At 70.7% G+C, this 18,717-nt stretch carries 17 protein-coding genes and 1 tRNA gene; 17 read left to right on the top strand and 1 reads right to left on the bottom strand.

Features of this window, described 5'->3' with window-relative positions; genetic code table 11:
- Window positions 1-412: 412 nt before the first annotated feature.
- Window positions 413-484: transfer RNA gene (locus tag ACH34S_RS02480), tRNA-Arg, on the bottom strand.
- Between the two features lie 127 nt (window positions 485-611).
- Between ACH34S_RS02480 and ACH34S_RS02475 the strand changes: the two genes are divergently transcribed.
- The 17 genes from ACH34S_RS02475 (at window position 612) to ACH34S_RS02395 (ending at window position 18,655) form a co-directional block, all read left to right on the top strand.
- A complete protein-coding gene (locus ACH34S_RS02475) occupies window positions 612-974 on the top strand; it encodes a response regulator transcription factor (protein ID WP_395951424.1) in 363 nt (120 codons plus the stop codon).
- A 10-nt stretch (window positions 975-984) separates the two neighbouring features.
- Window positions 985-1,671: a DALR anticodon-binding domain-containing protein gene (locus ACH34S_RS02470; protein ID WP_395950700.1), complete on the top strand. Its 687-nt coding sequence runs from the start codon at window positions 985-987 to the stop codon at window positions 1,669-1,671.
- A complete protein-coding gene (gene lysA / locus ACH34S_RS02465; protein ID WP_395950699.1) occupies window positions 1,668-3,059 on the top strand; it encodes a diaminopimelate decarboxylase in 1,392 nt (463 codons plus the stop codon). Before ACH34S_RS02470 ends, lysA begins: the two co-directional genes overlap by 4 nt.
- A 14-nt stretch (window positions 3,060-3,073) precedes the next feature.
- Entirely contained in the window at window positions 3,074-4,366 is a 1,293-nt protein-coding gene (locus ACH34S_RS02460) for a homoserine dehydrogenase (protein WP_395951423.1), read from the top strand.
- A 93-nt stretch (window positions 4,367-4,459) separates the two neighbouring features.
- Window positions 4,460-5,527 (top strand): threonine synthase, encoded by a 1,068-nt coding sequence (thrC, locus tag ACH34S_RS02455; RefSeq protein ID WP_395950698.1) that lies wholly within the window; start codon window positions 4,460-4,462, stop codon window positions 5,525-5,527.
- Between the two features lies 1 nt (window position 5,528).
- Complete coding sequence (gene thrB, locus ACH34S_RS02450) at window positions 5,529-6,521, top strand: homoserine kinase (RefSeq protein WP_395950697.1); 993 nt, start codon at window positions 5,529-5,531, stop codon at window positions 6,519-6,521.
- A gap of 450 nt (window positions 6,522-6,971) precedes the next feature.
- Window positions 6,972-9,104, top strand: coding sequence for a transcription termination factor Rho (gene rho, locus ACH34S_RS02445; RefSeq protein WP_395950696.1), 2,133 nt, complete (start codon window positions 6,972-6,974; stop codon window positions 9,102-9,104).
- Between the two features lie 526 nt (window positions 9,105-9,630).
- Window positions 9,631-11,052, top strand: a complete 1,422-nt coding sequence (locus ACH34S_RS02440) for a sensor histidine kinase (protein ID WP_395950695.1) — start codon at window positions 9,631-9,633, stop codon at window positions 11,050-11,052.
- A gap of 86 nt (window positions 11,053-11,138) precedes the next feature.
- Window positions 11,139-11,792 carry a response regulator gene (locus tag ACH34S_RS02435; protein ID WP_395950694.1) on the top strand — a complete coding sequence of 218 codons (654 nt, stop codon included), beginning with the start codon at window positions 11,139-11,141 and terminating at the stop codon, window positions 11,790-11,792.
- A 186-nt stretch (window positions 11,793-11,978) separates the two neighbouring features.
- Entirely contained in the window at window positions 11,979-12,206 is a 228-nt protein-coding gene (rpmE, locus tag ACH34S_RS02430) for a 50S ribosomal protein L31 (protein WP_395950692.1), read from the top strand.
- 82 nt (window positions 12,207-12,288) lie between these two features.
- Window positions 12,289-13,353: a peptide chain release factor 1 gene (gene prfA / locus ACH34S_RS02425; RefSeq protein WP_395950691.1), complete on the top strand. Its 1,065-nt coding sequence runs from the start codon at window positions 12,289-12,291 to the stop codon at window positions 13,351-13,353.
- 109 nt (window positions 13,354-13,462) lie between these two features.
- Entirely contained in the window at window positions 13,463-14,323 is an 861-nt protein-coding gene (gene prmC / locus ACH34S_RS02420) for a peptide chain release factor N(5)-glutamine methyltransferase (protein ID WP_395950690.1), read from the top strand.
- 72 nt (window positions 14,324-14,395) lie between these two features.
- Window positions 14,396-15,241, top strand: a complete 846-nt coding sequence (locus tag ACH34S_RS02415; RefSeq protein WP_395950689.1) for an L-threonylcarbamoyladenylate synthase — start codon at window positions 14,396-14,398, stop codon at window positions 15,239-15,241.
- Window positions 15,242-15,343: 102 nt separating this feature from the next.
- Window positions 15,344-16,471, top strand: coding sequence for a DUF2207 domain-containing protein (locus tag ACH34S_RS02410; RefSeq protein ID WP_395950688.1), 1,128 nt, complete (start codon window positions 15,344-15,346; stop codon window positions 16,469-16,471).
- Between the two features lie 102 nt (window positions 16,472-16,573).
- On the top strand, window positions 16,574-17,740 hold the full coding sequence (locus ACH34S_RS02405; RefSeq protein ID WP_395950687.1) for a glycosyltransferase family 4 protein: 1,167 nt from the start codon (window positions 16,574-16,576) through the stop codon (window positions 17,738-17,740).
- A 189-nt stretch (window positions 17,741-17,929) separates the two neighbouring features.
- Window positions 17,930-18,346: a hypothetical protein gene (locus ACH34S_RS02400; RefSeq protein WP_395950686.1), complete on the top strand. Its 417-nt coding sequence runs from the start codon at window positions 17,930-17,932 to the stop codon at window positions 18,344-18,346.
- A gap of 84 nt (window positions 18,347-18,430) precedes the next feature.
- On the top strand, window positions 18,431-18,655 hold the full coding sequence (locus ACH34S_RS02395; RefSeq protein WP_395950685.1) for a hypothetical protein: 225 nt from the start codon (window positions 18,431-18,433) through the stop codon (window positions 18,653-18,655).
- Window positions 18,656-18,717 lie beyond the last annotated feature (62 nt).

Raw genomic sequence — 18,717 nt, 5'->3', positions numbered from 1 at the left:
CAGTTCGTACGGACCCGGCCTGGTGACGCACCAACCTAAAGGACCTATTGGATGTATTCAATAGATCGATACCATCTTTTTCCGCCAGCCATGGAAGGCGGGCGGGCTCCGAAGGGGGTCCGATGCGCAGGGGACGCCACGGACCACGTGCGCCCCAAACCCACCCCGGCCAGGCCGCTGCGCACGGGGGGAGGAGAGGAGAGCGCAGGATCTGGACGTGGCCGCAGGGTGCCCTGGGACGCGTCACCGGCGTCATCAGCTGCTCAGGTCCTGGGGCGCCGGGATGGCTGTTTCACAGTGAGCCCACGAAGGGCGCCAGTGCGGCGCTCAGTTGCATCGACCCGCACATGTAGAAAAACCCGTCCGGCCTGTCTTTGCAGGTCGTAACGGGTTTCTGCTGGCGATTGGTGTGCGCCCCCTGCAGGATTCGAACCTGCGCACACGGCTCCGGAGGCCGTTGCTCTATCCCCTGAGCTAAGGGGGCGTGCGCCCTTGGGCGGCGCGGTAGAAGATTACCAGGGTTGGCGGGGTGACGCGCACGTGGACGTTCGCCGTGCGTCACGGGGGTGGAGTGGGCTAACTTCGACGCCGTGACCGAGCCACTGGGACGCGTGCTGGTCGTCGATGATGACGAGGTGATCCGCCAGCTCATCGCCGTGAACCTGCAACTGGAGGGGTTCGAGGTGTCGACCGCTGTGGACGGTCAGGACTGCCTGGAGAAGGTTGCTCAGGTGCGGCCGGACGTCATCACGCTGGACGTGATGATGCCCAGGCTGGACGGGTGGGTGACGGCGGTCCGGCTGCGGGAGAGCCCGGAGACCGCGCACATCCGGGTCGTGATGATCACGGCGCGGGCGCAGGAGCACGATGTGCGGCGGGGGAACGAGATCGGGGTCGACGCCTACGTGACCAAGCCGTTCGACCCGAATCAGCTGATCCAGACTGTGCGGAAGCTCGCCGCGGTGGCCGGATAGTCTCACCGGTGTGACTTCAGCCGATGTGAGCGGTGCTCTTGTGGGTGCGGTGCGGGACGCCGTGGCCGAGGGTGAGCTTGATGTGTCGGTGCCTGATGAGGTCGTTGTTTTCAGTAGGGGCGTTGGGGTTTATGAGAGTCCTGTGGCGTTGCGGCTTGGGGTCGATCCGTGGGTGATTGCGCGGCGAGTCGGGGGGTGTGTGACCAAGGGCGGGTTTGTGCGGGTTGTGCTGTCGGTGGATCAGGTGGTGGACGGGGCTCGTAAGGGCTTTCGGGGCGCTCGGGTTCCGGGGGCGTGGGGTGAGTGGCCTCGGACGTTTGAAAATCCTGGGTTTTCGGTGCGGTATGGCTACGCGCGGGCCTGTTGGGTGCAGCGTTGGGCTTCGGAGCTTGGGATTGGGCGGGGGCCGCTGCGGCAGGTTCGGGCTGAGGAGCTTGAGCTTGTGGGGGTGCTGGGGGACGTGCGGGGACGTGTGCTGCAGGCGGAGCGGGAACGGGATGCGCGGCCGCTGATGTTCTGTTTGGAAAGAGTGGCGGGGGCGTACCACAACGTCCACGAGCGGTGCCCTGCCGTGCCGAAGGGCGATGAGGCCCCAGGGGCGGTGCACGAGGGACGGGTCGGCTTGGCGGAGGCCGTGAAGGTCGTCCTCGGCGATGGGCTGAACATGATCGGTGAAACCCCTAGAGAGCGGATATGAGTCGAGTACATCCTGCTGGGCCGCGGCATGCCGACGTTCTGCCGGAGGACCATCCGGTCGGTCCGGCGGACGATCTGAACGCGCTGGATCCTGCGATCTGGCCGCGGAGCGCTAAGCGGGTCGATGGCGTTCTGACGGTTGCCGGCGTCGATGTGCGGGATCTGGCCCGTGAATATGGGACGCCTCTGTATGTGTACGACGAGGACGACGTGCGTAGCCGTGCGCGGGAGTATGCGGCGGCCTTCCATGACGGGGACGTGCACTATGCGGGTAAGGCGTTCCTCTGTACCGCTGTCGCGCGGTGGTTGAAGGAGGAAGGGCTCGGCCTGGACGTGTGCAGTGGGGGCGAGCTTGCCGTTGCGATGGCGGCCGGGTTCCCCATGGAGCGCGTCACTCTGCATGGGAGCAACAAGGCCTCGTGGGAGATTGACAGGGCGCTGGATGCCGGCGTCGGACGGATTGTGCTGGATTCGTTCGAGGAGATAGCCCGGGTGGGTTATCTCGCCCAGGAAAAGGGTGTCCGGGCCAAGGTGATGGTGCGTGTCACCACGGGTGTCGAGGCGCACACGCATGAGTTCATCGCGACCGCCCATGACGACCAGAAGTTCGGGTTCTCCAGAAGTTCCGGGGCCGCGCTGGAGGCCGTGCGCAGGGTTCTTGACCTGAAGCAGCTGGAACTGGTGGGGCTGCACAGCCATATCGGGTCGCAGATCTTTGATGTGGACGGGTTCGAGGTCGCTGCGCACCGGCTCGCGGGATTGCTGGTGGCCATCCGGGACGAGCACGGGATCGAGCTTCCGGAGCTGGACCTGGGCGGTGGCTACGGGATCGCGTACGTGCCCGGGGAAGAGCCGCACGACCCGAAGTCCATCGCGGACGGCCTGCGCGACATCGTGGCGCGCGAGTGCCGGGCCTACGAGCTGGCCATGCCGCGGCTGACGGTGGAGCCCGGCCGGGCGATCATCGGCCCGGGCGGCGTGACGGTCTACGAGGTCGGGACGGTGAAGGACGTCGAGGGCCTGCGCACGTACGTGTCCGTGGACGGCGGCATGAGCGACAACCTGCGGACCGCGCTGTACGGCGCCGAGTACACGGGGGCGCTGGCGAGCCGGTCGTCGGACGCATCGCCCATGCTCAGTAGGCTTGTCGGCAAGCACTGCGAAAGCGGCGACATTGTGGTGCGGGACCTGTGGTTCCCCGAAGATATTGCGCCGGGGGACCTGGTGGCGGTGGCGGCGACCGGTGCGTACTGTCGGTCGATGGCCAGCAACTACAACTTCGTCCCGAAGCCCGCCGTGGTCGCAGTGAGGGACGGCAGGTCGCGCGTGATCGTCCGCCGGGAGAGCGCGGCGGATCTGCTGCGGCTCGATGCGGAGGTCGAAGCGTGAAACGCGGACTGCGCGTGGCGTTGCTCGGTTGCGGCGTGGTCGGCACGGAGGTCGTCCGGCTGCTGAACGAGCAGGCCGACGATCTGGCCGCGCGGGTCGGGGTGCCGCTGGAGCTGGCCGGGATCGCGGTGCGGCGGCCTGACCGGGTGCGCGACGGCGTCGACCGGGGCCTGCTGACGACGGACGCGCAGACGCTGGTGACCAGCGACGACGTCGACATCGTCATCGAGGTGATCGGCGGGATCGAGCCGGCCAGGTCGCTGATGCTGGAGGCGATGAAGTCCGGCAAGTCGGTCATCACGGCGAACAAGGCGCTGCTGGCCGAGGACGGCGCGACGCTGTTCGCGGCGGCCAGGGAGTATGGCGCCGACCTTTATTACGAGGCTTCGGTGGCCGGTGCCATTCCGTTGCTGCGGCCATTGAGAGAGTCTCTGGTCGGCGACCACGTGCATCGGGTGCTCGGCATAGTGAACGGCACCACGAACTACATCCTCGACCAAATGGACACGCACGGCGCAGGGTTCAACGAGGCGCTGGAGGAAGCGCAGTCGCTCGGCTATGCGGAGGCCGACCCGACCGCCGATGTGGAGGGTTTCGACGCGGCGGCCAAGGCGGCGATTCTGGCGCAGCTCGCGTTCCACACTCCGGTGACGGCCGCGGACGTCCATCGCGAAGGCATCACCGAGGTGAGCGCCGCCGACATAGCCGGTGCCAAGGGAATGGACTGCGTCGTCAAGCTCCTCGCCATTTGCGAGCGGGTTCCTTCAGCGGACGGGCACAACGGCAATGGCCGGGGTGTATCGGTTCGCGTCTATCCGGCCATGATTCCTAGGTCGCACCCACTGGCGAGTGTCCGCGAGGCCTACAACGCGGTGTTCGTCGAGGCGAAGTCGGCCGGTTCGCTGATGTTCTATGGCGCGGGTGCCGGTGGCGCTCCGACGGCGTCCGCGGTCCTGGGTGACCTGGTCGCGGTGGCCCGGAACGTGGCCGGTGGTACGCCCGGCCCAGTGGAAGTGACGTATGCGGAGCTTCCCGTCTTGCCGATGGGTGAGACGGTCACGCGCTACTACGTCCAGGTTGACGTGACCGACGAGGCCGGGGTTCTCGCCACCGTCGCCGAGGAGTTCGCCAGGCACGGGGTGTCGATCCAGGCCGTCCGGCAGGTCGGGCTGGGCGAGGAGGCGCAACTCGTGGTCGTGACGCACAGGGCGCCCGACGCGGCCCTGGCGGCGACCGTCGAGGGCCTGCGCGGGCTGGAGATCGTCCGCGAGGTGACGAGCGTCATGCGCGTCGAGGGTGAGGAATAAGTCCCTGTCCGTAATCTCCGGCCCGGGGCCGGGGGAGGCGCGTCGGCACCGGTAGACTCCGGGCAACATCGCAGGTCATTCAGGGAGACCGACGTGGACGCGAACGCCCGCCCGTGGCGGGGCCTAATCGAGGAGTACCGCGACCGGCTTCCGGTGTCGGACGCGACGCCGGTCGTCACGCTGCTGGAGGGCGGCACCCCGCTGGTCCCCGCCCGCCGGGTGTCCCAGCTGACCGGCTGCGAGGTGTTCCTCAAGGTCGAGGGCGCGAACCCGACCGGGTCGTTCAAGGACCGCGGCATGACGGTCGCGATCAGCAAGGCCGCGGAGGACGGCGCGAAGGCGGTCATCTGCGCCTCCACCGGCAACACCTCGGCGTCCGCCGCCGCGTACGCGGTCCGGGCCGGGATGACGTGCGCGGTCCTCGTCCCCAACGGCAAGATCGCGATGGGGAAGCTGGCGCAGGCGCTGGTGCACGGCGCGCGGCTCCTCCAGGTGGACGGCAACTTCGACGACTGCCTCGAACTGGCCCAGAAGCTGGCCGTCGACTATCCGGTGGCCCTCGTCAACTCGGTCAACAAGTACCGGCTGCAGGGCCAGAAGACGGCAGCGTTCGAGATCGTGGACGCGCTAGGCGATGCGCCGGATATCCACTGCCTTCCCGTAGGGAACGCCGGCAACATCTCCGCCTACTGGATGGGCTACAAGGAGTACGCGGAGGGGGAGAGCGCCTCGAAGACTCCGCGCATGCTCGGCTTTCAAGCGTCTGGGGCGGCGCCGTTCGTGAAGGGCGAACCCGTCCTGAACCCGCAGACCATCGCGACCGCCATCCGGATCGGGAACCCCGCGTCCTGGGATCTGGCGATCGCCGCGCGGGACGAGTCGGGCGGCGCCATCGATTCGGTCACCGACCGGCAGATCCTGGCCGCCTACCGGCTCCTCGCCAGGGAGGAGGGCGTCTTCGTCGAGCCCGCCTCTGCGGCGAGCGTCGCGGGCCTTCTGCAGGCGAGGGAGCAGGGCGTGGTCGAGCCAGGGGCCAGGGTCGTCTGCACGGTGACGGGCAACGGCCTCAAGGACCCCGACTGGGCGATCTCCGGCGCGCCCGCCCCGACCACCATCAAGGTCGACGCGCACTCCGCGGCGTCGGAGCTCGGCCTCACCTGACGTGGGCCGGACGAACGAGCGCTGGACCGAAGGGCCCGTCCTGGTCCGGACGCCCGCCACCAGCGCCAACCTCGGGCCCGGATTCGACTCGCTCGGCCTCGCGCTGTCCCTCCACGACGACGTCGAAGTCGAGATCGGCACGGCGAGCACCGGGAGCACGGCGAGCACGGCGGACGGCGGGCTGTCCATCGAGGTGGACGGGGAAGGCGCCGAAGTCGCCGACCGGGGCGAGCGGCACCTCATCGTCAAGGTCCTGCACCGCACCTTCGACCTGCTCGACGACCTGGCCGGAACCGGACCAGTAACGCGCCCCGGCGGTCTCCGGCTGCGCTGCCGCAACCGCATCCCGCACAGCCGCGGCCTCGGCTCGTCGTCCGCCGCGATCGTCGCCGGGATCGTCGCCGCCCGCGCGCTGCACCCGCACGGCCAACTCCTCGACGACGACGGCGCGCTGCGCCTCGCCACCGAGATCGAAGGGCATCCCGACAACGTCGCGCCGTGCCTCGCCGGCGGCCTGACCGTCGCCTGGACGACCCCGCACGGCCCCCGGCTGGTCCGCCTGGAGACGCAGATCACGCAGGTCACGGCATTCGTCCCGGAGCAGCGGCTGGCGACCGAGCGGGCCCGCGGGCTGCTGCCTGAGAGCGTCCCGCACGCCGACGCCGCCGCCAACGCCGGACGCGCCGCGCTCCTCATCGCGGCACTCACCGGCGGGCTGGACACCGGCGTCCTGCTCGACGCGACCGAAGATCGTCTCCACCAGGACTACCGCGCGCCCGCCATGCCCGAGTCCGCCGCGCTCGTCGGACGGCTCCGCGCCGCGGGCGTCCCGGCCGTGATTTCCGGGGCGGGGCCGACTGTCCTCGCCTTCACAAGCGCATCACAAGTTGATTCGATTGCCCCCGAAGTGGGTAATGGCTGGCTCAAGCACCCGTTGGACGTCGCGACCCGCGGCGCACGCGTCGTGGCCGGAGAATCGGAGTCCCGGTCCTGATGGCGGCGCCGGGGGCGGGGGAGGCGTCACGCAGCGGCCGACGCGGGTCCGGGCACGTTCCCGCTAGGTAAAATGCGAAGACATCGACCTCTGGGGAATAGCAGTGCGCCCTGGTGATGTTAGGCTGAATGCCGCACCAGATGCCCCGTTCGGGGCAGCGTGCTCGTCAGCCGTGCGTCACCTGACCGGCCTCTCGGCCGTGTCGGCCCCGCGTACTAGGCTTCCCGACACCGTGACATCCCGTTGTCCGGCATTCCAGCGAAACTTCGGACGTGGCGGTAGCGGGAGCACACGCGAGCGAACCGTCCCGTCCACCATCTGGCTGTGCCCAGAACACGCAGATCCCGGCCCCACCGTGATCAGCGGAGCCCGTCCCGGCGCCCCCGCCGGGCCGCACTACCGGGTCGGCTGGCCGAACGGCCAACGCCCGCTCCCTGGGAAGGACCCTTAGTGAGCGAATCCAGCGAACTCCTTACGGACGCATCGAGCACGGGACCCGTCGACGCCCCGCAGGCAGCCGACGCCGAGTCCGCCACCCCCCGGCGCCGCCGGTCGGGCACCGGCCTGTCGGCCAAGGTGCTGCCCGAACTCAAGGCGATCGCGTCCGACCTCGGCATCACCGGCGTGACCGGGATGCGCAAGAGCCAGCTCATCGCGGCCATCCAGGAGAAGCAGGGCGGCCAGGGGCAGGGCTCGGCGGGGGGCGAGCAGGGAGACGCTGCCGCGGCTGCACTCGACCCGGCCCAGCCCGACACGGGCCGCGCCGAGCGTCCCCGGCGGAGCCGCACGGCCGCCGCCAAGCGCGAGGTGTCCGACGAACAGGTGACCCTGAGCGACGTCGCAACCGTGGCCGACCAGGGCGGCGGCGAGCAGGGCTCCGGCGCCGAGCAGGCGCCGGCCGCCGCGTCGGCCGGAACGGCGGAGAAGACCGAGCCGGAGACGGCCGAGAAGCCGGAGCGCACGGAGCGGGAGGGCCGTCAGGGCGGCCGTCAGCGCGGCGAGCGGCAGGACCGCGGGGGCGAAGGACGCGGCGAGCGGGGCCGCGACCAGCGAGACCAGGGGCGGGACCAGAACACCGACGACGGCGAATCCCAGGGCGGACGCGACGGGCGCGAGAGCCGTGACGGCGGCCGTGAGGGCGGCGGACGCCAGCGGCAGCGCAGCGGCCGTGAGCGTGGCGAGCGCGGAGAGCGTGGCGAGCGCGGCGAAGGCCGTGACCGGGGCGAGCGCGGCGAGCGCGGCGACCGGGGCGAGCGCGGTGACCGTGGAGAGCGCGGCGACCGTGGCGACCAGGGCGGCGGCGGACGCCAGCGCGGCCAGAACCAGGGCGGCGGCGGCCAGCACGACGACGACGAGGGCGGCAGCCGGAGCCGCCGCGGGCGCCGCTTCCGCGAGCGCAACCGCGGCCGTGGCCGCGAGCGCTACGAGGAGCCGGTGATCACCGAGGACGACGTCCTCATCCCGGTCGCGGGCATCCTCGACATACTCGACAACTACGCGTTCGTCCGCACGACCGGCTACCTGCCCGGCCCGAACGACGTGTACGTGTCGCTGGCGCAGGTCCGCAAGAACGGGCTGCGCAAGGGCGACGTCATCACCGGCGCGGTCCGGCAGGCGCGCGAGGGCGAGCGGCGCGAGAAGTTCAACGCGCTGGTCCGCCTCGACACCGTCAACGGGATGGAGCCCGACCAGGCCAAGGGCCGCGTCGACTTCTCGAAGCTGACCCCGCTGTACCCGCAGGAGCGGCTGCGCCTGGAGACCGACCCCGGCATCCTGACGACCCGGATCATCGACCTGGTGTCGCCGATCGGCAAGGGCCAGCGCGGCCTGATCGTGTCGCCGCCCAAGGCCGGCAAGACCATGGTGCTCCAGTCGATCGCCAACGCGATCACCAAGAACAACCCGGAGTGCCACCTGATGGTCGTCCTCGTGGACGAGCGTCCGGAGGAGGTCACCGACATGCAGCGGACGGTGAAGGGCGAGGTCATCCACTCGACCTTCGACCGTCCCGCCGAAGATCACACCACCGTCGCGGAGCTGGCCATCGAGCGCGCCAAGCGGCTGGTGGAGCTGGGCCACGACGTCGTCGTGCTGCTCGACTCGATCACCCGGCTCGGCCGCGCCTACAACCTGGCCGCGCCCGCGTCCGGACGCATCCTGTCCGGTGGTGTCGACTCGACCGCGCTGTACCCGCCGAAGCGGTTCTTCGGCGCCGCGCGCAACATCGAGAACGGCGGCTCGCTGACCATCCTCGCCACCGCGCTGGTGGAGACCGGATCCCGCATGGACGAGGTCATCTTCGAGGAGTTCAAGGGCACCGGCAACATGGAGCTCAAGCTCAACCGTGGCCTGGCCGACAAGCGGATCTTCCCGGCGGTGGACGTCGACGCGTCCAGCACCCGCAAGGAGGAGATCCTCATGGCGCCGGAGGAGCTGCGCGTCGTCTGGCAGCTCCGCCGCGTCCTGCACGCGCTGGACATGCAGCAGGCGCTGGAGCTCCTTCTCGAGAAGATGAAGGAGACGAAGTCCAACGCCGAGTTCCTCCTCCAGGTCCAGAAGACGACGGTCTCCGACGACCGCTGAGGCCCCGAGTGACGCACGCCCCCGCCCGGAACGGTCCCGAGCGGGGGCGACCCACGTCCGCCCCCACCTGCGTCTGCCTCCAGCCCGGGACCACCCCAGCCCGGGACCGCCCCAGCCCGGGACCGCCCCAGCCCGGGGCCACCCCAGCCCGGGACCACCCCAGCCCGGGACCACCCCAGCCCGGGGCCACCCCAGCCCCGCCCCCGCCCCCCGCCGGCCCACCCGCGCCTCGCCCCAGCCACCGCAGCAACCACCCGACAACCTCAACGCTTGCGATCGCGTCCGAAGGCAGGTTTCGAGCGTGCGAGAAACCTGATCGCGCAGCGAGCCGCCAGGCGAGCCGAAGCGATGCAGCGATCGCGCGCTTTTTTCGACGATGGAGGGCCCCCAGGGCCCGAAGGAGGAGAAAAAAGCAATAAGAAGGTGGGGTTAGCCCCACCTCCGAATGGGCGGCGGACATCATGGTCGCCCCACCGCGTGCCGGGCAGGCTTGGACCGTACGTTGGAACGGGCATGGAGGGACGACGTGGGCGAGCTGAGCAGGAACCGCGGGAGCGGGGCCGCGACCGCCGGGGGCGCGAGCGCCGGTGGCGGCGCGGCGCGGTGGGCGGCGGCGCGGTGGGCCACCGTGATGCAGGCCGGCGGGGACGCGGCGGCGACCGTCGCGAACAGCCCGTGGACGCCGCTCGCCATGCTGAAGTCGTCGCTGACCTGGCGTTCGGCGATCTACCTGGCCGCGAGCTTCGCGCTGGGGCTCGGCTGGTTCATCGCGCTGGTGGTCGGGCTGACGCTCTCCCTCAGCCTGCTGATCATCTGGGTGGGCCTGCCGATGCTGGCACTGATGATGGTCGCGTGGCGGTGCGGCGCGATGCTGGAGCGGCAGCTCGTCCGGGCGGCGTTCGGCGTCAAGATCGCGAGCCCGTACCGGCGGCTGCCCGAGGGCCGCAACCCGCTGCGGAAGCTGAAGGGCATGGCGGGCGACCCCGCCACCTGGAAGGACCTCGCCTACCTCGCCGTGCTGTTCCCCATCACGCTGGTGGAGTTCGTCGTGTCCGTGACGGTCTGGGCGGCGACGGGGATGCTGCTGTTCATGCCGATCATCCTGGCGGTGGACGGCGACGGCGCCGAGGTCGGCCTCGGGTTCGTCTCGTACTGGGCCGGTAACCCGCTGGAGGCGCTGCCGATCTCCGTGGCCGGGCTGTTCTTCCTGGTCCTCGCGATGTACGTGACGCGGATCATGGCGATCGGGCATTCGACGTTCGCCGGGCTGATGCTCGGCCCGAGCCCGGCGCAGAAGGAGAACCTGGAGCTGCGGAAGCGCACCGAGCACCTGCGCGCCAGCCGCGCCCGCGGCGTGGACGCGGCCGAGTTCGAGCGGCGCCGCATCGAGCGCGACCTGCACGACGGCGCCCAGCAGCGGCTCCTCGCCGTGGCCATGGACATCGGACGCGCCCGCGCCAAGCTGGACGACGACCCCGAGGGCGCGCGGGCGCTGATCGAGCAGGCCCACGACGGCACCAAGGAGGCCATCTCCGAGCTGCGCGACCTGGCCCGCGGCATCTACCCGGCGATCCTCACCGACCGCGGCCTGGACCCGGCGCTGTCGGGCCTCGCGGGCCGCGCGCCCGTCCCCGTCGAGGTCGACGTTGACCTGCCGGAACGCCCGCCGGCGGCGGTCGAGAGCATCGCCTACTTCATCGTCGCGGAGTCGCTGGCGAACATCGCGAAGTACGCCCGCGCGACGCGCGCGTCCGTCCGGGTGGCCCGCGACGACCGCTGGGTGGTCGTCGAGGTGATCGACAACGGCGTCGGCGGGGCGGTGGCGCGGCCCAAGGGCGGGCTCGCCGGGCTGGCCGACCGGGCCGCGACGATCGACGGGATGCTCATCGTGGACAGCCCGCCCGGCGGTCCCACGATCATCCGCGCCGACCTCCCCTGCAACTGGTGACCTAGACCGGGGCCCGCGGAAGCGGGTCCCGGTCTGCCGGCTCGCGGACGGTCCCGTCCCGTCGCCCTGGGGCCGATAATGGACCGATGCGGGTAGTGATCGCCGAGGATTCGGTGCTGTTGCGCGAAGGGCTCGTCCGGCTGCTCGACGACGCCGGAATCGAGACGGTGGCGACGGTCGGGGACGGCCCCGGCCTCCTCGGCATCGTCGAGGAGCACAAGCCGGATCTCGCGATCGTGGACGTGCGGATGCCGCCGTCGTTCACCGACGAGGGGCTGCGCGCCGCGCTGGCCGTCCGGGAGCGCCTGCCGGGCACGCCGATCCTCGTCCTGTCGCAGTACGTGGAGGAGCGCTACGCCACCGACCTGATCGGCGGCGGTGCCGAAGGCGTCGGCTACCTGCTGAAAGAGCGGGTGTCGGACGTCGCCGAGTTCATCGACGCGGTCCGCCGCATCGCCGCCGGGGCGACCGTGATCGACCCTGAGGTGATCGGGCAGCTGCTCGGCCGCCGCCGCTCCGGCGACCCGCTGGAGGCGCTGACCCCGCGGGAGCGCGAGGTGCTGGCGCTGATGGCTGAGGGACGCTCCAACGGCGCCATCGCCGCGGACCTGGTCGTCACCGAGGGCGCCGTCGAGAAGCACATCTCGAACATCTTCATGAAGCTGCACCTGCAACCCGCACAGGGCGGCCACCGCCGCGTCATGGCCGTCCTGGCCTACCTGGGCCGCACCGACGCCTGAGCCTCGTGAGGGCCCGTCCAAGATCGGGAATGCCCCGTGACGTCGGCACGTTCTCCTATCTGGCACACTTGGGTAGCCAACCGCTGCGGTACCGGTTCACGTTCCCATGATTTCTCGTGGCTCCGTCATGCGGACACGGCCATGCGAGCCCGGAGCGCCCGGCGACCGCCAGAAGCGAGGAGAACCATGAAGCCTGACATTCACCCGAACTACGTCGTCACCACCGTGACGTGCACGTGCGGCAACACCTTCGAGACCCGCAGCACCGCCGAGAACGGCGTGATGCACGCGGACGTCTGCTCGAACTGCCACCCGTTCTACACGGGCAAGCAGAAGATCCTCGACACCGGTGGCCGGGTCGCGCGCTTCGAGCAGCGCTTCGGCAAGAAGAAGGCCGACAAGGCCGACAACTAGGACGAGCGCCGCACATACAGCGACCAATAGGCCCGGGGACTCGCCATGGGTCCCCGGGCTTCTTAACGGGCCAGGACACATCGTGAATCTCGACGAACTGATCAGCGAATACGCGGGCATCGAGGAACGGCTCGCCGATCCGTCCGTCCATGCCGACCAGGGCCTGGCGCGCAAGCTCGGCAAGCGCTACGCGGAGCTCCGGCCGATCGTCGAGACGCACCGCGAGCTGGCCTTGACCGACGACGACCTCGCCGCCGCCCGCGAGCTGGCGGGCGAGGACGAGGCGTTCGCCGCCGAGGCCGCCGACCTGGAGAGGCGCCGCGAGGAGCTCGAGGAGCGGCTGCGGCGGCTGCTCGTTCCGCGCGATCCGAACGACGCCAAGGACGTCATCCTCCAGGTGAAGGCGGGCGAGGGCGGCGAGGAGTCCGCGCTGTTCGCCGGGGACCTGCTCCGCATGTACCTGCGGTACGCCGAGCGCGTCGGCTGGAAGACCGAGGTCATTGACGCGCACCCGTCCGATCTCGGCGGGTACAAGGACGTCACCGTCGCCGTGAAGGCCAAGGGGAGCCAGGACGAGGGCGTCTGGACGCGCCTGAAGTACGAGGGCGGCGTCCACCGGGTGCAGCGCGTCCCGGCCACCGAGTCGCAGGGACGCATCCACACCAGCGCCGTCGGCGTGCTCGTGACCCCCGAGGCCGAGGACGTCGAGGTCCAGATCGACACCAACGACCTGCGCATCGACGTGTACCGCTCGTCCGGGCCGGGCGGGCAGAGCGTCAACACCACCGACTCCGCGGTCCGCATCACGCACCTGCCGACCGGCGTCGTCGTCTCCTGCCAGAATGAGAAGAGCCAGCTCCAGAACAAGGAGCAGGCGCTGCGGATCCTGCGGTCGCGGCTGCTGGCGATGGCGCAGGAGGAGGCCGACGCGGCCGCCGCGGCGGAGCGCAAGAGCCAGGTCCGGACGGTCGACCGGTCCGAGCGGGTGCGCACCTACAACTATCCGGAGAACCGGATCTCCGACCACCGGGTCGGGTACAAGGCCTACAACCTCGACCAGGTGCTGGACGGCGACCTCCAGGGCGTCACGCAGGCGCTCGTCGACGCGGACATGGAACGCCGGCTGGCCGAAGCCCAAGGATCATGAGCGCAGCGAATCGGGGGGTGCGGGGGGTCGTCCCCCCTCGAAAAGTCACGGTCATGAGCGCAGCGAACCGGGGGGCGTGGGGGGTCGTCCCCCCTCGAAAGACAGGATCATGAACCTGCTGCTCGACGAGATCGCCAGGGCCACCGCGCGGCTCGCGGACGCGGGCGCCGCCTCGCCCCGCGCCGACGCCGAGGAACTCGCGGCGTCCGTGCACCGGGTGAAGCGCTCGGAGCTGCACTGCGTCCCCGACAGCGCGTTCGACGCCCGGTTCTGGGAGTTCGTCGCGCGGCGCGAGGCGGGCGAGCCGCTGCAGCACATCACGGGCCGCGCGTTCTTCCGCTACCTGGAGCTGAAGGTCGGGCCCGGCGTGTTCGTGCCGCGTCCGGAGACCGAGGTGATGGTCGGCTGGGCCCTCGAAACCCTGCGCGACATGGACGTCCGCGACCCGCTCGTCGTCGATCTCGGCACCGGGTCGGCGGCGATCGCGCTGTCGATCGCGCTGGAGGCGCCGCGCTCGCGCGTCCACGCCGTGGAGAAGGACCCGACGGCGTTCGTGCACGCCACCCGCAACATCGAGGAGCTGGACGAGCGCGGCCGCGTCCGCCTGCACCTGGACGACTTCGCCACCGCCCTCCCCGAGCTGGACGGCACCGTCGACCTGGTCGTCTCCAACCCCCCGTACATCCCGATGAGCGAGTGGGAGTACGTGCCGCGCGACGTCCGCGACCATGATCCCGCCGACGCGCTGTGGGGCGGGGGCGACGACGGCCTCGACGCGATCCGCGTGGTCGAGCGCACCGCGCGCCGCCTGCTGCGCCCCGGCGGATATGTGGCCGTCGAGCACAGCGACCTGCAAGGCAACGGCGTCTACTGGGTGTTCGCGGAGGAGAACGGCTGGCGCGACGTCCGCAACCGACGCGACCTCACCAACCGGGACCGCTTCGTCACCGCACGCCTCGCGTCCGACTAGCGCTCGGAACCGCCGCTATTCTGGGCGGTGCCATGCCGGACGAGCGCTGCGCAGATGGGAAGACGGGCGACCGTGAGCCGACGTTATGACTGCTCCGATCCGATGGAGCGCACCCGCGGGATCGCCGAGGCCGTGTCGGCCGTGCGGCGCGGCGAGCTGATCGTCCTGCCGACCGACACCGTGTACGGGGTCGGCGTGGACGCGTTCCTGGCGAACGCCGTGCAGAAGCTGCTGGACGCGAAGGGACGCGGGCGCGACATGCCGCCGCCCGTCCTGGTCGGGTCCGTGCGGGCCGCGACGGCGCTGGTGGACAACTTCGGCACCTACGGGCAGGACCTCGTCGACGAGTTCTGGCCGGGCGCGCTGACGCTGGTGTGCCGCGCCAACCCGAACCTCATGTGGGACCTCGGCGACACCAAGGGGACCGTCGCGCTGCGGATGCCGATGCACGACCTGGCGGTGGAGCTGCTGAAGGAGACCGGCCCGATGGCCGTGAGCAGCGCGAACCTCAGCGGCCGGCCCGCGGCCCGGGACGTCGAGGAGGCCGAGAAGATGCTCGGCGACGCCGTCTCGGTCTACCTGGACGGCGGCGTGTCCGGGCACGCCGACCCGTCCACGATCGTGGACCTGACCGGTTCCGTCCCCCGCCTCCTGCGCGCCGGCGCGATCCCCGAGGACAAGATCCGCGCGGTGGTCGGCGTCCTGCTGACCGAGGAGGACGAGCCCTACGAGGACGAGCCCGACGCGCCCGCAGACGCCGCGTCCGGGACGGAGATCGGTAAGCCCTCCCTCACCAAGGGAGACGGCGCGCACACCCAGGACGCGCCCGCTGAGCCTTCTCCCGAGGCCGCTGAGACCGCCGCCGGTCCCGCAGAGGCGGCGGCCAAGCCGTCCCTCTCCAAGGACGACGACAAATAGCCGCGGAATAGCGCGGCAGGTCAAGCCGCCCGGACGCGGTTCCCTTACCTGGCGAGTGCATCGACCTCGTTACACACGCAGGATGTCGGCAACGGTGCAACCATGCGTGACGTGCGTGGCCGTGTCCGGGGGCCCGCGATCACCGCGGGCGTGCTGCTGCTGACCCTCGTCCTCGTGCTGCCCGCCCCCGCCGCCGAAGCCGAGGCCGACCCTGCTCCGGCCTCCGCCGGGGAGCGCATCCCGACCTACGACGTCGTCCTCACCATCGGCACGGACGGCGTGCTGTACGTCCGGGAGACGATCACCTACGACTTCGACCGGACCGGCGAGCACGGGATCGTGCGGAGCGTCCCGTTCCGGCACGGCGACCGCGTGTACGACGTCCGGGACGTGCGGACCAGCTCGTCCACCGGCGCCCCGTCCAGGGTCAGCACCATGCGGTTCCTGAACGACGTGCGGATCAGCGTCGGGGACCGGGACCGTGCGGTCGGCGGGCGCCAGGCGTACGTGATCGAGTACGCCGTGGCGTGGGCGTTCACGCCCCGCGCCGGCCACGACGAGCTGGTCTGGGACGCGATCGGCACCGGCTGGAACGTGCCGATCGGGAACGCGGCCGTCCGGGTGGAGGCGCCGGTTCCGCTGAACCATGCCACCTGCCGGGCGGGCGCGCCCGGCGCGACGACCCGGTGCCTGCGCGACCGCGACGGCCCCCACGCCGTGGACTTCATCCAGCGCGGCCTGGCCCCGCACGAGGGCATGACGATCAAGGTCAGGATGCCGAAGCACGCGATCAGCGTCCCGCCGCCCCGGTACGTCCCGCCGCGCTGGACGGGCGGCTGGACGGGCACCGCGCTGCTCGCGCTCTCCCTCGCCGCCGTGGCCCTGCTCGCCGCCCGCCCGGCGCTGCCCGGACGCGCCGGCGCCGCCCTGGCCGCCGCCGGGTTCCTGCTGGTCATCGTCGACGTCGGGGACGACCTGACCGCCCACGGGGCCTGGGCGTTCTCGCTCGGCGACCGGAGCCTCGCCGGGCTCGCGCTCATGATCTTCGGCGCCGGGGTCATGTGCGCCCGCCGGCTCCGGGACGGCCCGTCGAGCGGAGCTCGTCCGTTGAATGGTGGTGGGTGGGGGCTGGAGGACGGTCCGATCGGGCCCCGGACGGTCGCCGGGCGGACTACAGTTGGTCGGTCGCGATGTGAACAGATCGTCCGGGCGAGCCGTCTACCAAGGTGACGGCCCGCGCGGACGGGGTACGGAGCGTGCGCGGGGACCGCGCCCGGCACGTGAGACGCGCGAGGCCCGCGGGGCGGGATGGCTGAAGGGAGGCGCAGGGGAGTGCGGGAATACCTGCTCAGCATCCTGGTCGCCGCCCTGGTCGCCTACCTGCTGACCCCGCTGGTGCGGAGTTTCGCCATCCGGATCGGCGCGCAGGCCGTGCCCCGCGAGCGCGACGTGCACGTCATCCCGACGCCGCGGCTCGGCGGCCTCGCGATGTTCGGCGGGATGGTCGCCGCGCTGGTCGTGGCGACGGGGCTGCCGGAGATGCGCAAGGTCCTCGCGGACGGCGACATCAGCGTCACCCGGGCGCTGCTGCTGTCCGGCGGCCTGCTGGTGCTGATCGGCATGGCCGACGACCGCTGGGAGGTCGACGCCCTCACCAAGTTCGCCGGCCAGGTCGCCGCGGCCGGGATCTTCATCATGCAGGGCATCCAGATCTACGTGATCCCGCTGCCGACGGGCGAGTCGCTGACGCTGCCGCCCGCCTACGGGGTGCCGCTGACGGTCTTCGTCGTCGTCGCGACGATCAACGCGGTGAACTTCATCGACGGCCTGGACGGTCTCGCCGCGGGCGTCGTCGGGATCGCCGCGCTGGCGCTGTTCTCCTACGCCTACCTGCTGTCGCGGGAGGAGGGGCTCACCACACTGTCCGCGGCGACCCTCATCGCCGCGATCCTGTTCGGGATGTGCCTGGGCTTCCTGCCGCACAACTTCAGCCCGGCGAAGATCTTCATGGGCGACACCGGCTCGATGCTGATCGGGCTGCTGCTCAGCGCGTCCACGATCATGCTGACCGGCCAGTTCGACCCGGCCCTGCTCGCCAACGGGCTGTTCCCGTTCTTCGTCCCGGTGCTGCTGATCCCGGCGGTGGCGGCGGTCCCGTTCATCGACATGCTGCTCGCGGTGTGGCGGCGCACCAACCAGGGCAGGTCGCCGTTCGCGCCCGACAAGCAGCACCTGCACCACCGGCTGCTGGAGCTCGGCCACTCCACCCGCCGCGCCGTGCTGATCATGTACTTCTGGGTCGGGCTGCTGGCGTCCGGCCTGGTCGGGCTGGCGCTGTTCGACGCCGCCTGGGTGACACTCGGAGTCACCGTGCTCGTCGCGGTGGCCGGCGTCCTGCTCATGCTCGCCAAGCCCCGCCGCCGCCCGGCCCGAGGCGGCGACCCTCTCGCCCCGCCCCCGCCCGGCCCCTCCTCCCGCCACCGCGCCGGCGTCTCCTGACGCAACGTCCCTGCGTGCGGTGACCGTGGGATGAGCATTGGGTGAACTCCGTTAGAGTCCGTGGTGCCGCCGGGGGCTCAGTCCCGCCCCGGATCGCATTACCTCTAGGGTAATTGTGGACATTCCGGACGCTTGTGATACCTTTCACGAACAACGGATGACCACTCAACGTGACCAGCCGGAGCCCTCATGCATATCTCCGACACCCGGATGCTCCGCGGTGCCGCGATCCCGGCCGCCGCCGCCGGGGTGGGCGCCGTCCTCATCGGCCTGCTGACCGTCGGCGCCAAGGGCGCGACCGCCGCGGCGCTGGCCACCGTCGTCGTGATCGCCTTCTTCTCGCTCAGCGCCCTCGCGGTGTCGTGGGCCGCGAAGTACTCGGCGCAGACGATGATGCTCGCCGCCCTGGCCGGCTACACCGTCAAGATCCTCGCGGTGATGGTGCTGGTCAGCGTTATGGACGAGGTCTCCATCTGGAACACCAAGGTCTTCGGCTGGACGGTCATCGGCCTCGCGCTGATATGGATCGCCGCCGAGTTCCGTGTCGCGATGAAGCACAAGCTGTACATCGACGAGCCCCAGAACGTCCTGGACCGGAGTCCGTGATGCTGCACTCACGGACGGTGCCGGCCTTCAAGGACTACTCCAATATGACCACCGCATGGGTGGCCTGCTATCGTCCGGAGCGCGATGAGCGAGCAGAAACGTCGGCCGGAGGACGGCCAACGGGAATTCGCCGATGTCGCCTGGTCCGTACCCAGCTACCTCCTCTCCGGGATGATCATCTGGGGCGGTCTCGGGTGGCTGCTGGCCGAATGGACGGGCCAGAACTGGCTGACCGCGGTCGGCGTGATCATCGGTGTCGGGCTCGCCGTCTACCTGGTCTACGTGAAGTACGGTCGCCACTCCCTCTGAGCGGCTCCGCCGCAGAGGAAGCAGTCGCCGAGGAAGCCTTCGTGAAACATCAACACAGTGAT

The organism is Actinomadura sp. 3N508 (assembly GCF_044326375.1).
In the GTDB taxonomy this organism is placed as follows: Bacteria; Actinomycetota; Actinomycetes; order Streptosporangiales; family Streptosporangiaceae; genus Spirillospora.
Note: the sequence above shows the minus strand (reverse complement) of the source record. Positions and strands in the feature narration are given on the sequence as shown.

Excerpts from the sequence above, each read along its gene's own strand:
- lysA (WP_395950699.1), top strand. The coding sequence starts at position 1,668 with ATGAGTCGAGTACATCCTGCTGGGCCGCGGCATGCCGACGTTCTGCCG.
- ACH34S_RS02435 (WP_395950694.1), top strand. The coding sequence starts at position 11,139 with ATGCGGGTAGTGATCGCCGAGGATTCGGTGCTGTTGCGCGAAGGGCTC.
- rpmE (WP_395950692.1), top strand. The coding sequence starts at position 11,979 with ATGAAGCCTGACATTCACCCGAACTACGTCGTCACCACCGTGACGTGC.
- prmC (WP_395950690.1), top strand. The coding sequence starts at position 13,463 with ATGAACCTGCTGCTCGACGAGATCGCCAGGGCCACCGCGCGGCTCGCG.
- ACH34S_RS02410 (WP_395950688.1), top strand. The coding sequence starts at position 15,344 with ATGCGTGACGTGCGTGGCCGTGTCCGGGGGCCCGCGATCACCGCGGGC.
- ACH34S_RS02400 (WP_395950686.1), top strand. The coding sequence starts at position 17,930 with ATGCATATCTCCGACACCCGGATGCTCCGCGGTGCCGCGATCCCGGCC.
- ACH34S_RS02395 (WP_395950685.1), top strand. The coding sequence starts at position 18,431 with ATGAGCGAGCAGAAACGTCGGCCGGAGGACGGCCAACGGGAATTCGCC.